We start from the raw sequence: 15606 nt of genomic DNA on the forward strand, positions 1-15606 counted from the left end.
CAAGACCCGGCGGGTAAAAACCGGGCAAGGCATCACGGGTGTCGCCCGGGATGTAAGGGGTGCCCTCCTGGGTCGTGGAGCTTACTTGCCGCCGGTCAGGCCGGCCCGGCGCAGGGCGTCGGCCATCGCACCGCTCGGCGCGGGCTGACCGGAGCCACCGCGCCGCCCGCCGCCCTGGCCGCCGTTGCCGCCCCGGCCGGCGCCCTGACCGCCCTGACCGCCATTGCCGCCGTTGCCACCACGGCCGCCGCCCTGACCGCCGCGACCGCCCTGGCGCGGCGGCCCGCCGCGCCGCTCGCCGCCCTGCCGTTCGCCACCGCGCTGATCGCCGCCGCGCGGGCGCGCCTCGTCCTGGAGCCGCAGCGTCAGCGAGATCCGCTTGCGCGGCAGGTCCACGTCGAGGACCTTGACGCGCACGATGTCACCGGACTTGACGACGTCGTGCGGGTCGGACACGTAGGAGTCGGACAGCGCGGAGACGTGCACCAGACCGTCCTGGTGGACGCCGACGTCGACGAACGCGCCGAACGCCGCCACGTTGGTGACCACGCCCTCCAGCAGCATCCCCGGCCGCAGGTCCTTCATCTCCTCCACGCCCTCCTTGAAGGTCGCGGTCTTGAAGGCGGGGCGGGGGTCGCGGCCGGGCTTCTCCAGCTCGGCGAGGATGTCCGTGACGGTCGGCAGGCCGAACGAGTCGTCCACGAACTCCTGCGGCCGAAGGGCCCGCAGCACCGTGCCGTTGCCGATCAGCGCCGGGATCTCGGTCCCCGCGCTCGCGCTGATCCGCCGCACCACCGGATACGACTCCGGGTGCACGCTGGAGGCGTCCAGCGGGTCGTCGCCGCCCTGGATGCGCAGGAAGCCCGCACACTGCTCGTACGCCTTCGGGCCGAGCCTGGCGACGTCCTTGAGGTCCTTGCGGGTACGGAACGGGCCGTTGCTGTCACGGTGCGCGACGATGTTGCCGGCCAAGCCCTCGGTGATGCCCGACACCCGGCGCAGCAGCGGCACGGACGCGGTGTTCACATCGACACCGACGCCGTTGACGCAGTCCTCGACGACCGCGTCCAGGGAGCGCGACAGCTTCACCTCGGACAGGTCGTGCTGGTACTGGCCGACGCCGATGGAGCGCGGGTCGATCTTGACCAGTTCGGCGAGCGGGTCCTGGAGGCGGCGGGCGATGGAGACCGCGCCGCGCAACGAGACGTCCATCTCGGGCAGTTCGGCCGAGGCGTACGCCGAGGCGGAGTAGACCGAGGCGCCGGCCTCGGAGACGACCGCCTTGGTGAGCTTCAGATCCGGGTGCGCCTTGATCAGGTCGGCGGCGAGCTTGTCGGTCTCGCGGGAGGCGGTGCCGTTGCCGATCGCGATCAGGTCCACCCGGTGGGCGGCGGCGAGCCGGGCGAGTGCGGCCAGGGACTCGTCCCAGCGGTTGCGGGGGGCGTGCGGATAGATCGTGTCGGTGGCGACGACCTTGCCGGTGCCGTCGACCACCGCGACCTTGACGCCGGTGCGCAGGCCCGGGTCGAGCCCCATGGTGGCGCGGGTGCCGGCGGGGGCGGCGAGCAGCAGGTCGCGCAGGTTGGCGGCGAAGACCCGGACGGCCTCGTCCTCGGCCTGCTGCCGGAGCTGGACCCGCAGGTCGATGCCCAACCGGACCAGGAAGCGGGTGCGCCAGGCCCACCGGACGGTGTCGGCGAGCCACTGGTCGGCGGGCCGGCCGCGGTCGGTGATCCCGAACTGCTGGGAGATGCGCCGCTCGAAACTGGTCGGGCCCTCGGCGGGCTCCTCGGGCTCCAGGGTGAGGTCGAGGACCTCCTCCTTCTCGCCTCGCAGCATCGCCAGCACCCGGTGGGAGGGCAGCTTGGTGAACGGCTCGCCGAAGTCGAAGTAGTCGGCGAACTTCGCGCCGGACTCCTCCTTGCCCTCGCGCACCTTGGCGACCAGCCGACCGCGGTTCCACATCCGGGTGCGCAGTTCTCCGACGAGGTCGGCGTCCTCCGAGAAGCGCTCGGTCAGCACGGCACGGGCGCCCTCCAGTGCCGCCGCCGCGTCCTCGACGCCCTTGTCGGCGGACACGTATCCGGCCGCCTCGGCCTGCGGGTCGAGGCCGGGGTCGGCAAGCAGCGCGTCGGCAAGCGGTTCGAGACCGGCCTCGCGGGCGATCTGGGCCTTGGTGCGCCGCTTGGGCTTGTAGGGCAGGTAGATGTCCTCGAGGCGCGCCTTGGAGTCGGCGGCCATGATCTGGGCGCGCAGCGCGTCGTCGAGCTTGCCCTGCGCGTCGATGGACTCCAGGACGGCGGTGCGGCGCTCGTCCAACTCCCGCAGGTAGCGCAGCCGCTCCTCCAGGGTGCGCAACTGCGCGTCGTCCAGGGTGCCGGTCGCCTCCTTGCGGTAGCGGGCGATGAACGGCACGGTCGCACCGCCGTCCAGCAGGTCGACCGCCGACCGGACCTGTCCTTCGCGTACGCCAAGCTCCTCGGCGATCCTGGCTTCCACCGACACGTTGCCGCTGATGATCTCGCTCCTAAGCTCGCCTGCCGGGCGGCGCATCCCGCGCACCGCCCCGCGTGTGTCTTGCATCGTAGACGCCGGGCGGCGGTGGACGTCGTTGGCCGCACCAGGAGCGGTAGGTGCACCCGAACGCCCGCGCGGTCCGGCCGCGCCGCGGCACCCGGGCCGGCCGGTGCGGGCAGGACGCGCGGCTCAGGTCGGCTTCTTCTCGAACCAGTGGTCCGCGTAAGGGCTTTCGGTGTACCCCTCGATCTCGCGGTAGCCGAGCCGGGCGTACAACGCGCAGGCCTCGACCAGGTCGTTGCGGGTGTCCAGGAGGACGCGCGTGGCGACGGGATGGGTGCTTGCGGTACTGCTCCGGTCGGGGTGGTCGGGCGAGGTCACGGCGCCGTCCTGGCAGTAGCGGGGTGGGGTTATCCCCCGGTTCTCCGTGGGGCCGCCCCAGGGGAAGCCGGGTGATGGCGCCATGGCCGCGGGCCGCGCCGGTTCCTAGCGTCAGGAGTGCGGCCGACGAAGGCCGCCCACCGACTTTTCCGGCCCGCGGCACACACGCGGTGCGGAACCATGCCCGAGGAGCGCCCATGCCGCCTGCCAGCCGCACTCTCGCCGTCGCGCCGCCCGTGCCGCCGCCTGCCGCACCTGTCGCACCTGTCGCGCCTGCCGCAGCGCCGACCGCCACGCCAGCCGTCCCACGCGCGCAGGAACGGGCCCCGGGCAGCGAGTTCGCCCCGCTGCTGCGGCAGATCAAGGACGCCGGCCTGCTGCGGCGCAGGCGCGGGCACTACGCGCTGTCGCTGGCGGTGAACCTTGCGGCCTTCGCCGCGGTGTGGGCGGCGGTCTTCCTGGTCGGCGGCACCGGGTCGTGGTGGGTGCTCGCGCTGGCGCTGCCGGCAGCGGTGCTGTCGGCCCGCACCGGCTTCGTCGGGCATGACGCCGGGCACCAGCAGATCGCGGCGGGCCGGCGGGCGAACCGGGTGATCGCGCTGCTGCACGGCAACCTGCTGCTGGGGATGGGCGCCGCCTGGTGGTCCGACAAGCACAACAAGCACCACGCCAACCCCAATCACGTCGGCAAGGACCCGGACGTCGAGGTGGGCGCCTTGGTGTGGACACGGGCGCAGGCGATCGAACGGAAGGGCTTCGCGCGCTTCCTGACGAAGTACCAGGCGTGGCTCTTCTTCCCGATGCTGCTGCTCGAAGGGCTGGCGCTGAAGGTCGCCAGCTTCCAGGACCTGCGCCGGCTGGACCGCCGGGAGCGGCTGGTGGAGGGCGGCCTCCTGGTCGCGCACCTGGCGGGATACGCGGCACTGCTGCTGACCGCGCTGTCCCCGGCGCAGGCGATCGCGTTCGCGGCCCTGCACCACGCGCTGTTCGGGGTGCACCTGGGGTGCGCGTTCGCGCCCAACCACAAGGGGATGGCGATGCCCGAGGAGGGCTCGCGCTGGGGCCACCTGCGCCGCCAGGTGCTCACCTCGCGCAACGTACGCGGCAACCCGGTGACCGACTTCTTCCTCGGCGGCCTCAACTACCAGGTGGAGCACCACCTCGTGCCGAGCCTGCCGCGCCCGCACCTGCGGCTGGCGCAGCCCCTGGTCCGCGCGCACTGCGCCCGCCTCGGCATCCCGTACACCGAGACCGGGCTGATCGACTCCTACCGGCAGGCGCTGAGCCACATGCACGCGGTCGGCGAGCCGCTGCGCTGAGCGGGCCGGGACCGCGCCGGGAACCGCGCCCGGACCGGTCGTCGGCGCCCTGACCGGTCGTCGGTGGCCGGGCCGATTGTCGGTGGCCGGTTGTCGGTGGCCGGGGCTAGCGTGGAGGCATGGGGGAGATCGTGTATGTGCGGGGCGACGCCACCGCACCGCAGGGCAAGGGCGTCAAGGTGATCGCGCACGTCTGCAACGACCTGGGCGGCTGGGGCAAGGGGTTCGTGCTGGCGGTCTCGCGCCGCTGGCCGGAGCCCGAGACGGCCTACCGGCGCTGGCACCGCGAGCGGGCGCGCAACGACTTCGGTCTGGGCGGGGTCCAGCTCGTCCGGGTCGGCACGTACACATGGGTGGCCAACATGGTCGGCCAGCGCGGCATACGCACCGGCAGCAAGGGCGTGCCGGTGCGGTACGAGGCGATCGGCACCGCGCTCGGGTCCCTGGCCGAACGGGCCCTGGAGCTGGGCGCGTCGGTGCACATGCCGCGGATCGGGTGCGGCCTGGCCGGCGGGAAGTGGGAGCGGGTCGAGCCGCTGGTCACCGCCCGGCTGGTGGAGCGCGGAATCGCTGTCACGGTCTACGACCACGACTGACGGGCCGGGCCGTGGATCGCCCGTTGCCGGCGGGGCGGGGAGCGCGCCTCACAGGTGCGCTGGCCGCTCCGCGCCGTACAGCCAGGTGGCGAAGAGCGGTCGCAGGTCCCGGGAGGTGAAACGTGCGCAGAACGCGGTGAAGTCGGCGGTGGACGCGTTGCCGTGGCGGTGCGCGGCCGGCCACGCCTTGAGCAGCCGGTCGAAGGCGGACGCCCCGAGCGTGCGGCGCAGTTCGTACAGCACCAGGGCGCCGCGGCCGTAGACAGGGGCGGCGGAGACCGCGGCCGCGTCGGGCGGGGAGGCGGGCGGGAAGGCCCAGTTGGCGCTGTCGGCGAAGGCGTCCGCGGCGCTCGCGTCGAGGGACGGGCCGCCCTCGTGCTCCTGCCACAGCCACTCGGTGAGGGTGGCGAAGCCCTCGTTGAGCCACATGTCCTGCCAGGCGGCGGGGGTGACGGAGTCGCCGAACCACTGGTGCGACAGCTCGTGCACGAGCGTGACGGGGTCGACCGCGGGCGGCGGGCCGTCGCCGGGGAAGACCGGGCGGTTCTGCGCCTCCAGCGCGTAGCCGACCCGCCCGCGCGGCAGGTGGTCGACGATCGCGCCCGCCGACGCGAAGGGGTAGGGCCCGAACAGGCCCTCCTCCCAGCGCAGTATCTCGGGGATGCGGGCCAGCGTCGCGGCGGTCTCGGCGTCGTCGGAGCGCGGGTCGACCGCGACGTACAGCGGCAGCCCGTCCGGTGTCGTCGAACGGGTGACGTCGAAGTGCCCGATGGCGACGGTCGCGAGGTAGGTGGCCATTGGCGCGGCGCTGCGCCAGTGGTAGGCGGTGCGGCCGCCGGAGGCGGGTCGGGTGGTGAGGAGTTCGCCGTTGGAGACCGCGGTGAGGTTGTGCGGGACCGTGACGGTGATGTCGTAGGCGGCCTTGTCGGAGGGGTGGTCGTCGCCGGGGAACCAGGCCATGGAGCCGACGGGTTCGCCCAGCGCGAGGGCGCCGTCGTCGGTGCGGAACCAGCCCTCGTGGGAGCCGTCCGGGTCGGTCAGCAGCCGGGGCACGCCCTGGTACTCGACGGTCGTGGTGAAGTGCGCGCCGCGCCGCGGGGGGTGGGCGGGGCTGATCCGGAGTTCGGTGCCGGCGCGGGAGGTGCGGGCCTTCGTGCCGTCGACGGTGACGCGCCGGACGTCGAGCCCTGCCAGGTCGAGGTCGAAGCGGGACAGGTCCTGGTCGGCGGTGGCGGTGAGGGTGGCGGTGCCGCGCAGCCGGCCGGAGGCGGGGTCGTAGTCGAGGTCGAGCGTGTAGTGGCCGACGTGGTAGCCGCCGTTGCCCGCGTCGGGGAAGAGCCGGTCGCCGACCCCCGGCGCGCCGGCGTCGGGGCCGCCCGCCCGGTCGCCGCCGGTGCAGGACAGGCAGCAGGCGAGCAGGCAGCCCGCGAGCAGCGGCAGCGGGACCGCGCGCGGCGGCGGGCGTAGGCGCACGCCGGCCAGCGTACGAGGTGTCCGGCCGGTAGCCGTGCCCAGGCGGCCGGTGGCGCGCCGCCGGCCTGACGACCTGGGTCCAGGCAGGCCGTAAGGCCCGTGCACCAGGAGAGCGGGGCTTACCGCGACCCTCCCGGTGCCATGGGTGCCGCCCGGTGCCCCGGGACACCGGGCGTTCGCGGACGCGTCAGTCCGCGAACCGCTCGCCGAGCTCGGCCTTGGCCACCAGCAGCGCGGGCGGCTCGAACTGCTCCCCGTACGCGGCGGCCAACTCCCGGGCGCGGGCGGTGAACCCGGCGACGCCGCCGTCGTACCCGTTGATGTACTGGAGCACTCCCCCGGTCCAGGCCGGGAAGCCGATGCCCAGCACCGAGCCGATGTTGGCGTCGGCGACGGAGGTCAGGACGCCCTCCTCGAGCAGCCGTACGGTGTCCAGGGACTCCGCGAAGAGCATGCGCTCCTGCATGTCGCGCAGCGACGACCCGGCCGCCGTCGCGGGCTCCGCCGCCCCGAAGTGCTCGGCGAGGCCCGGCCACAGCCGTGTCCTGCGGCCGTCCTCGTAGTCGTAGAAGCCCGCGCCGCCGGCGCGCCCGGTGCGGTCGAACTCGTCGACCATGCGGTCGATCACCTGCTCCGCCGGGTGCACGCGCCAGGTGCCGCCGGCCGCCTCGACCGCCGCGCGGGCCTCGGCCCGGATCTTGCGCGGCAGCGTCAGCGTCAGCTCGTCCACCAGGGAGAGCACCTTCGCGGGGTAGCCGGCCTGCGCGGCGGCCTGCTCCACGGAGGCGGCCGGGATGCCCTCGCCGACCATGGCGACGCCCTCGTTGAGGAAGTGGCCGATCACCCGGGAGGTGAAGAAGCCGCGCGAGTCGTTGACGACGATCGGCGTCTTGCGGATCTGCCGGACCAGGTCGAACGCGCGGGCCAGCGCCTCGTCGCCGGTGTCCCGGCCGCGGATGATCTCGACCAGCGGCATCTTGTCGACCGGGGAGAAGAAGTGCAGCCCGACGAAGTCGGACTGCCGCCGGACTCCTTCGGCGAGCGCGGTGATCGGCAGGGTGGAGGTGTTGGAGCACAGCAGCGCGTCCGGGGCGACCACGTCCTGGATCTCCTGGAACACCTTGTGCTTCAAGGCGGCGTCCTCGAAGACCGCCTCGATGACGGCGTCGCAGCCCGCGAGGTCGGCCGGGTCGGCGGTCGGGGTGATCCGGGCGAGCAGCGCCGCCCGCTTCTCCGGCGTGGTGCGGCCCTTGGCGAGCGCTTTGTCCAGCAGCCCGGCGGAGTACGCCTTGCCGCGCTCGGCGGCCTCCTGGGTGACGTCCTTGAGGACGACGTCGATGCCGGCGCGCGCGCAGGAGTAGGCGATGCCGGCGCCCATCATGCCGGCGCCCAGCACCGCGACCTTGGCGACCTGGCGGGCAGGCACGTCCTTGGGGCGGCTGGCACCGGAGTTGACGGCCTGCATGTCGAAGAAGAACGCCTGGATCATGTTCTTCGAGACGGGGCCGCAGGCGAGTTCGGTGAAGTAGCGCGCCTCGATGGTGAAGGCGGTGTCGATGTCGACCTGGGAGCTCTCGACGGCGGCCGCCAGGATGGCGCGCGGCGCCGGGAACGGGGCGCCGGCGAGCTGCTTGCTCAGGTTCGCCGGGAACGCGGGCAGGTTCGCGGCGAACGCGGGGCTCTTGGGGGTGCCGCCGGGGATCTTGTAGCCGGGCACGTCCCAGGGCTGCCGGGCCTCGGGGTTGGCGAGGATGAAGGCGCGGGCGCGGGCGAGCAGGTCGTCGCGGTCGGTGGCCACCTCGTGGATCAGACCGGCCGCCAGGGCGCGCTCCGGGGTGTACTGGCGGCCCTGGAGCAGCACCTTGAGCAGGGCGTCGGCGATGCCGAGCAGCCGGACGGTGCGCACCACGCCCCCGCCGCCGGGCAGCAGCCCGAGGGTGACCTCCGGGCAGCCGATCTTGCTGCCGGGCGCGTCCAGGGCGACCCGGTGGTGACAGGCGAGCGCGATCTCGTAACCGCCGCCGAGCGCCGCGCCGTTGATCGCGGCGACGACGGGCTTGCCGAGGGTCTCCAGGCGGCGCAGGCGGCGCTTGATGCGCAGGGACCCGGCGAAGACGTTCTCGGCGGTCTCGGGGGTGGCGCGGATGAGGTCGCGCAGGTCGCCGCCGGCGAAGAAGGTCTTCTTGGCGGAGGTGACGATCACGCCGCGGATGCCGTCGAGTTCGGCCTCCAGGCGGTCGAGGGTGGCGTCGAGGGAGTCGGCGAAGGCCGCGTTCATGGTGTTCGCGGACTGCGCCGGGTCGTCGAGGACGAGGGTGACGACGCCCTCGGCGTCCTGCTCCCAGCGGATGGTGGTGGACTCGCTCATGGTCTTCGAAGCTCCGTTGGTCCGGTTGGTCCGGCGAGGTGCGGGCGAGGGGTGGAACGGCCGTGCGCGGTGGTGCGGGGCGCGGGCGGCCGCGGGGTGCGGGAGCGCGGCCGGGTCAGAGGCGTTCGACGACGGTGGCGACGCCCATGCCGCCGCCCACGCACAAGGTGGCGAGGCCGTAGCGCTGGTCGCGGCGCTCCAGTTCGTCGATGAGGGTGCCCAGGATCATCGCGCCGGTCGCGCCGAGCGGGTGGCCGAGCGCGATGGCGCCGCCGTTGACGTTGACCTTGTCGATGCTGACGCCGAGGTCGGCGGCGAAGCGCAGCACGACCGCCGCGAACGCCTCGTTCATCTCGATCAGGTCGATGTCGCCGACGCTCAGCCCGGCCTTGGCCAGCGCCTTGCGGGAGGCGGGCGCGGGGCCGGTGAGCATGATGGTCGGCTCGGAACCGGAGACGGCCGCGGACAGGATGCGGGCGCGCGGGGTGAGGCCGTAGCGCTCGCCGACCTCGCGGTTCCCGATGGCGACCAGCGCCGCGCCGTCCACGATGCCGGAGGAGTTGCCGGCGTGGTGGACGTGGTCGATCCGCTCCACCCAGTGGTACTTCTGGAGCGCGACCGCGTCGAAGCCGCCGGCGTCGCCGATGGTGGCGAAGGACGGCTTGAGGGCGGCCAGCGACTCGGGGGTGGTGCCCGGCCGCATGTGCTCGTCGCGGTCCAGGACGGTCAGGCCCGCGCGGTCCACGACCGGGACGACGGAGCGGTCGAAGCGGCCCTCCTTCCACGCCTCGGCGGCGCGCTCCTGCGACAAGGACGCGTACGTGTCGACGTCGTGCCTGCTCCAGCCGCCGATGGTGGCGATCAGGTCGGCACCGATGCCCTGGGGCACGAACCCGGTCTCGAACGACGTCATCGGGTCCATGGCCCAGGCGCCGCCGTCGGAGCCCATGGCGACGCGGGACATCGACTCCACGCCGCCGGCCAGCACCAGGTCCTCCCAGCCCGAACGGACCTTGGCCGCCGCGAGGTTGACCGCTTCGAGGCCGGAGGCGCAGAAGCGGTTCTCCTGCACGCCGGCGACGGTGTCGGGCAGGCCCGCGGCAATGGCGGCGATCCGGGCGATGTCCGAACCCTGGTCGCCGATCGGGCTGACCACGCCGAGCACGATGTCGTCGATGGCCGCGGGGTCCAGGTTCGGGAAGCGGCGGCGCAGTTCGTGGATGAGGCCGACGACGAGGTCGATCGGCTTGGTGCCGTGCAGGGAGCCGTTGGCCTTTCCGCGCCCGCGCGGGGTGCGTACGGCGTCGTAGACGTAGGCGTCGGTGCTCAACGTCGTGCCTTTCGGTGAGGGTTCGCGGGTGGGGTGGCGCTGGGTGCGTCGGACCCGGTCAGCCGGAGGGACCGCCGGCTGGTCCGGAGTCGTCGGAAGCGGACGCGGTGTTGGCGGAAGCGGACGCGGTGTTGACGGCGGGTACGGAGCCGGCGGCAGCTACGGAGCCTGCGGCGGGCGCGGGGTCCGCGGCTATCAGGGCGGGGGTTTCCCAGTCCCGGGCCACCTCCGCGGTGTGCGCGCCCGGAAGCGCGGGCGGGCGGCGCAGCGCGGCCGGGGTGGCGGAGAAGCGCGGCGCGGGAGCGGGTTGCACCACGCCCTCGTACGCCGCCAGGGTGCCCCGGGCCGCGATGTGCGGGTGGTGGTGGGCCTCGCCGAGCGGCAGTACGGGCGCGACGCAGGCGTCGGTGCCGTCGAAGACGCCGGCCCACTGCTCGCGGGTGCGGGTACGGAATCGGGCGGCGACGGCCTCGCGCAGTTCCGGCCAGCGGGCGGGGTCGGTGCGCAGGGCCGCGGCCTCGGCGGGCAGGCCGAGCAGCGCGGTGAACTCGTCGTAGAAGCGCTGCTCCAGGGCGCCGACCGCCATGTGGCCGCCGTCCGCCGTGGCGTAGACGCCGTAGAAGGGGGCGCTGCCGTCCAGCAGGTTGGAGCCGCGCCGGTCCTGCCAGGCGCCGGCGGAGCGCATGCCGTGGAGCATCGCGGTCAGGTGCGCGGTGCCGTCCACGATGGCCGCGTCCACGACCTGGCCGCGGCCGTGGGCGCGGGCGTGGTGGAGGGCGGCGAGCACCCCGGTGACGAGGTAGAGGGAGCCGCCCGCGTAGTCGCCGAGGAGGTTGGCGGTGGGGGCGGGTGGTCGGTCGGGGGCGCCTGCCAGGTCGAGGGCGCCGGTCACCGCGATGTAGGCGATGTCGTGGCCCGCGGTGCGCGCGAGCGGGCCGTCCTGGCCCCAGCCGGTCATCCGGCCGTAGACCAGACGGGGGTTGCGGGCCAGGCAGGGCTCCGGGCCGACGCCCAGGCGCTCGGCGACGCCGGGGCGGTAGCCCTCGATGAGGATGTCGGCCCGGGCGACGAGGTCGAGGACGGCGGGCGGGCCGGTGGCGGCCTTGAGGTCCACCAGGACGGAGCGCTTGTTGCGGTTGGTGACGTCGTGGGCGGGGTCGACGCCCAGGCCCTGGCCGCCGGGGCGGTCGACGCGCACGACGTCGGCGCCCAGGTCGGCGAGGAGCATGGCGGCGAACGGACCGGGCCCGATGCCGGCGAGTTCGACGACGCGCACTCCCGCCAGCGGGCCGGGTGGGGAGCCGGCGGCCGGGTTCGACGGTTCTCGTGTCACTTCCGCGATGGTAGGAACGTGTTCCAGTTTTGGCAAGGGCTGACTGAGCGCTCGCTCAGCGGGTCGCGTGGCGACCCGGTGGGCAGATGTACCTACGCTTGAACGTCACTTCCACGACCCTTTGCGATGGAGCGTTGCCGATGAGCGCGTACGACCCGAACAACGTGAAGATCAGCCCGTCGACGTGGGTGGCCGAACAGGCCGAGCGGTACGAGTCCTCCAACGGCACGGAGGGCACCGACATGAACGGCTCGCCCTGCCTGCTCATCGACTACCTCGGGCGCCGCAGCGGCGTCTGGCACCGGACGGTGCTGATCTACGGGCGCGATGGGGAGGACTATCTGATCGTCGCGTCGAAGGGCGGTTCCGACGAGCACCCGGTGTGGTTCCTGAGCGTGCGGGACAACCCCGAGGTGCACTTGCGGGTGGGCACCGAGCGCTTCGCCGCGCGGGCCGAGGTGCTCTCGCCGCAGGAGAAGGCGCGGGTGTGGCCGCATCTGGTGGAGGTCTACCCGCCGTACCAGGAGTACCAGGAGAAGACCGAGCGGGACATCCCGGTGGTCCGCCTGCGCCGGGTCTGACCGGGCCGCCTCCGCGCGACAAGTAACGCGCCGAGTAGGACGAGTAAGGGGCACCCTCCCTGGAGGATGCCCCTTACTCCTTTGCTCCCCGACCCCGTACGGACGGCCCGGCCCCGCGCGCCCCGGCGACTACTTCCCGTGCTTCCTGCCGCGGGCGGCGAGCGACGCGGTCAGTGCCGCGAGCACCACTTCGAGCGCCAGCAGGAACATCAGGCCGAGCCCGAAGGCGTGCGGGTAGCGGGCCGGAGCCCCGTCGCCGGTCGCGCCGTAGAAGATGATGCCGATCAGCGCGATGCCGAGGGCGCCGCCGATCTGCTGGATGGTCGCCACCACTCCGGACGCCGACCCGACCAGGTCCTCCCGGACCGTGCCCAGCGCCGTGTGGGTGAGCGGCGCGATCACCATGCCCATCCCGATACCGTCCACGGCCAGACCCGGCACCAGCTCCCACAGGCTGCCGGTGGTGCCCGAGGCGTGCACCGCGTCCCACAGCCCGCCCAGCCCGACGGCCATCAGCAGCGCGCCGACCGGAACCGTGGCGGCGCCCATGTGGGCCGCGATGCGGTGCGCGGTGGTGGAGGTGATCAGATAACCGCCGCCGATGGACAGGAACACGGTGCCGGACTCCAGCGCGCCGAGGCCGCGGCCGGCCTGGAGGTAGAGGGCGAGGACGAGGAAGAACGAGCCCTGCCCGGTCCAGAAGACCAACTGCGCCAGGGCGCCCCACGCGAACCCCCGCTCCCGGAACAGCGCGGTGTTCAGTACCGGGTCGCCGCCCGCCCGGCCCAGCCGGCTCTGGTGCGCGACGAACGCGGCGCCGAGTATCGCCGAGCCGGCCAGGCTGAGCCAGGTCCACAGCGGCCAGCCCTGCGCGCGGCCCTGGATCAGCGGCAGGACCAGGGCGACCACGGCCGCGGTCGACAGCGCCACACCGGTGTTGTCCAGCCGCGGCCGGCGCGGAGCGCGCGACTCGGCCAGCGCCCTGGGCGCGAGCACCAGGGCGGCCAGCCCGACCGGCACGTTGATCAGGAAGCAGGCGCGCCAGCCCAGGCCGAGCACGTCCGCCTTGATCAGCAGACCGCCGATGAGCTGCCCGAAGACGGCGCCGACGCCCATCGTCATGCCGTACATGCCGAACGCGCGGGCCTGCGCCTTGCCGGTGTAGGCGGACTGGAGGATCGCGAGCACCTGGGGACCCATCAGCGCCGCCGACAGCCCTTGCAGGACGCGGGCGGTGATCAGGGTGTCGGCGGTCGGCGCCACACCGCACGCCGCCGAGGTGACGGTGAACAAGGCCAGCCCGACCGCGAACACCCGGCGGCGGCCGAAGATGTCGCCCAGCCGGCCGGCCGTGATCAGGCCGGTCGCGACGGCCAGACCGAAGCCCGCGACCACCCACTGGATCGAGGCGGCTCCGGCGTGCAGGTCGCTCTGCATGGCGGGGATCGCCACGTTGACGATGAAGATGTCCAGGGCCGCCATGAAGGTCGCGGCCAGCAGGACCATGAGGCCCAGCCCGGACCGGCCCGAGTCCGCGGCGGGGCGGTGGGGCACGGAGGGGCTGAGGGTGGAGGAGGCCGAGGCCATGACGGTGCTCCTGTTCTTGTCTGCGGGACCGCCGGACCGTGGGGGACCACGGACCGGCCGGATCGCGGGACGCGTCCCCGGCTCCTGGGAGCCGAGTCGCTTGCGCGTTGTCCTTGCAGGTCAAGACGGTACGGAGCGAGCCGGCCGGCCGAATCAGTCACGGTTAGGTACTTGCGGCGGCCGGTATCGGACACGCCGTCATGGCCCGCGCGGCACGACCGGGGCGACGCACCGACACAACGCGGCCGGACGACGTCGCGAGCGGGCCGTACACCGGCACGACACGGCCGGACGATGTCGGGAACGGGCCGTACACCGGCACGACGGGGCCGCGCCGCGCCCGATGGGGTGCCCGCACCTCGACTGCCCGGCCATGACGCGGCCGGCCGCGCCGTCAGCGAGCCGGCCGAACCGTCAGCGCGGGCGGACGCACCGTCAGCGCGGGCTGGTGAGCAAGGGCGTGAGCGCGTCGAGCGCCTGCGTGAGCCTCGGGGTCGTGCAGTGGCGGGCGAGCCGGGCCGCGTCGCGGGCGAGGGAGCGCGCGGCGTCGTGGTCACCGGTCAGGGCGCGGGCCTGGGCGGTGCGCGCGGAGTACAGCGCGCGGTCGCGGACGAAGCAGGGGTCCTGCATCGCCAGGGCCTGTTCCAGCAGCGGGCGGGCCTCGTAGGGCAGGCCGAGGTCGAGCAGCGCCAGGCCCTGCTGGGCGGCGAGTTCGGCGGTGTCGAACCCGTACAGCCAGGGCGGGGCGGACTCGCTCTCGGCGGCGTCCAGGCGGCGTTCGGCCTCGGCGGCGGCCCGCCGGAAGGCGCCCTCGGCGCCGAGCGCGGCGTGCGCGCGGGCCAGCCGGATCGCGGCCAGCGCGCGGACCGCCGAAGGGGTGCCGCCCGCGGCGCGGACCGCCGCCTCGGACGCGGCGACCGCGTCCTGCGGATGCCCGGTGATGACGGCCTGGAGCGCGAGGCCGCCCCACAGGGCGACCGCGAGCGGGCGGTCCCCTGCGGCGTGGGCGAGCCGCAGCCCGGTCAGGTAGTGGCGCTGGGCGGCGCCGTACCGGCCCCCGTCGGTGGCCGCCCAGCCGCCGAGCTGGGCGAGGTCGGCGGCGACCCGCAGCAGGCGCCGCTCGATGGCGGGGCTCTGCGGCTGCCGCTCCAACAGCCCGCGGACCAGCCGCAGATCGGCCTCGACTCGATGCCGTACGGCCGAGCCGCCGAGCCGGTCGTCCAGCCGCCGCAGCCCGAGCGCACCGGCTTCCAGCCAGTCCAGCACCCCGCTGTCGACGGTCCCGGGGGCTCCCACCTGCTCGGGCACCCGCGCGCGCCGGGCAGATCCGGGCGCCGGGGCCGGGGGCGCCGGCTGAGCGCCGCGTCCCGGCCCGACCGGCCATACGGCCACCCGGCTCGCGGGGGCGGCGGAGCGAGGACCGGTCCGCGCACCGGGAACGGCCCGTACGTCGGGACCGGGCCACGCACCGGGAACCGCCCGCGTGTCAGGGCCGGTTCGTCCCCCGCGAAGGGCGGAGCCGCGCGGCCCCGCGCTCCGCACGGGCGCGCCCGGCCCGCCGGCAGTGGGAAGTGCTCTGTCCGGGACGGGATCTGACGGTGATGAGGGGGGTACGCAGGGCGCGGCGACGGCCGTGTCCCAGTCGGCGATCGCGTTCCGCAGCCCGATGCCCTCCGCGATCGGGAAGCCGCGGGAGTCGTCCGCCGCGTCGTCCAGGAGCGCGTCGAGGGCGGCGCAACTGCCGTCCACGTCCCAGGGCAGGCCGTCCGGCATCCCGGTGTGCGCGGGCAACCAGCGCGGCCACGGGTGCAGTTCGAGCTCGCGCGGGGCGATGCCCAGCGCGCGGGCGAGGGCGCGCTGGCTGTCGGCCTCGGGCACCACACCCCAGTGCTCCCACCGCCACACCTTCTCGCGCCGCGCGGCCATCGGTACGCCGAGCACCCGCGCGTGGTCCGCGATCACCCGCGCCAGGTCCTGGTAGCTCCAGCCGTGCCGGCGTCGCACATAGGCCAGTGGATGCGTGGACGCGGCGGGCGTACCCTCTCTTGCCACGTTACTTTCGTCCATTCACCTGGTCCCCACTGGACTCACCCGTCATCATCGCGCGGCGCCCGCGCGCGA

10 protein-coding genes and 1 pseudogene are annotated in these 15606 nt (G+C 74.2%); 3 read left to right on the forward strand and 8 right to left on the reverse strand.

From position 1 onward, the window contains the following. Window positions 1–81 precede the first annotated feature (81 nt). Together ACIPAE_RS11505 and ACIPAE_RS11510 are read right to left on the reverse strand one after the other, a co-directional pair. Window positions 82–2553, reverse strand: coding sequence for a Tex family protein (locus ACIPAE_RS11505; protein ID WP_402444547.1), 2472 nt, complete (start codon window positions 2551–2553; stop codon window positions 82–84). A 153-nt stretch (window positions 2554–2706) separates the two neighbouring features. After that, window positions 2707–2844 (reverse strand): annotated as a pseudogene (locus tag ACIPAE_RS11510) (GNAT family N-acetyltransferase); the annotation flags it as partial. A 251-nt stretch (window positions 2845–3095) separates the two neighbouring features. Here ACIPAE_RS11510 and ACIPAE_RS11515 point away from each other — a divergent pair. Then, complete coding sequence (locus tag ACIPAE_RS11515) at window positions 3096–4217, forward strand: fatty acid desaturase family protein (RefSeq protein WP_402444549.1); 1122 nt, start codon at window positions 3096–3098, stop codon at window positions 4215–4217. Window positions 4218–4336: 119 nt separating this feature from the next. Further along, complete coding sequence (locus ACIPAE_RS11520; RefSeq protein ID WP_366410194.1) at window positions 4337–4813, forward strand: macro domain-containing protein; 477 nt, start codon at window positions 4337–4339, stop codon at window positions 4811–4813. Window positions 4814–4861: 48 nt separating this feature from the next. Here ACIPAE_RS11520 and ACIPAE_RS11525 read toward each other — a convergent pair whose 3' ends face one another. The 4 genes from ACIPAE_RS11525 to ACIPAE_RS11540 form a co-directional block, all read right to left on the reverse strand. Next, window positions 4862–6286: a M1 family metallopeptidase gene (locus ACIPAE_RS11525; RefSeq protein ID WP_402444551.1), complete on the reverse strand. Its 1425-nt coding sequence runs from the start codon at window positions 6284–6286 to the stop codon at window positions 4862–4864. Between the two features lie 187 nt (window positions 6287–6473). Next, window positions 6474–8654, reverse strand: a complete 2181-nt coding sequence (locus tag ACIPAE_RS11530; RefSeq protein ID WP_402444553.1) for a 3-hydroxyacyl-CoA dehydrogenase NAD-binding domain-containing protein — start codon at window positions 8652–8654, stop codon at window positions 6474–6476. Window positions 8655–8769: 115 nt separating this feature from the next. After that, window positions 8770–9984: an acetyl-CoA C-acetyltransferase gene (locus ACIPAE_RS11535; RefSeq protein ID WP_328472063.1), complete on the reverse strand. Its 1215-nt coding sequence runs from the start codon at window positions 9982–9984 to the stop codon at window positions 8770–8772. A gap of 58 nt (window positions 9985–10042) precedes the next feature. After that, window positions 10043–11260 (reverse strand): CaiB/BaiF CoA transferase family protein, encoded by a 1218-nt coding sequence (locus ACIPAE_RS11540; RefSeq protein ID WP_402445035.1) that lies wholly within the window; start codon window positions 11258–11260, stop codon window positions 10043–10045. Window positions 11261–11457: 197 nt separating this feature from the next. On the opposite strand from ACIPAE_RS11540, the gene ACIPAE_RS11545 reads away from it, so the two are divergent. Next, on the forward strand, window positions 11458–11898 hold the full coding sequence (locus ACIPAE_RS11545) for a nitroreductase family deazaflavin-dependent oxidoreductase (protein WP_329362606.1): 441 nt from the start codon (window positions 11458–11460) through the stop codon (window positions 11896–11898). Window positions 11899–12027: 129 nt separating this feature from the next. On the opposite strand, the gene ACIPAE_RS11550 is transcribed toward ACIPAE_RS11545, so the two are convergent. Both ACIPAE_RS11550 and ACIPAE_RS11555 read right to left on the reverse strand, forming a co-directional pair. Continuing rightward, window positions 12028–13485 carry an MFS transporter gene (locus ACIPAE_RS11550; protein WP_402444555.1) on the reverse strand — a complete coding sequence of 486 codons (1458 nt, stop codon included), beginning with the start codon at window positions 13483–13485 and terminating at the stop codon, window positions 12028–12030. Between the two features lie 435 nt (window positions 13486–13920). After that, window positions 13921–15537, reverse strand: a complete 1617-nt coding sequence (locus ACIPAE_RS11555; RefSeq protein WP_402444557.1) for a tetratricopeptide repeat protein — start codon at window positions 15535–15537, stop codon at window positions 13921–13923. Window positions 15538–15606: the final 69 nt, after the last annotated feature.

This window comes from Streptomyces sp. NPDC087270 (genome assembly GCF_044744625.1).
Classification (GTDB): domain Bacteria; phylum Actinomycetota; class Actinomycetes; order Streptomycetales; family Streptomycetaceae; genus Actinacidiphila.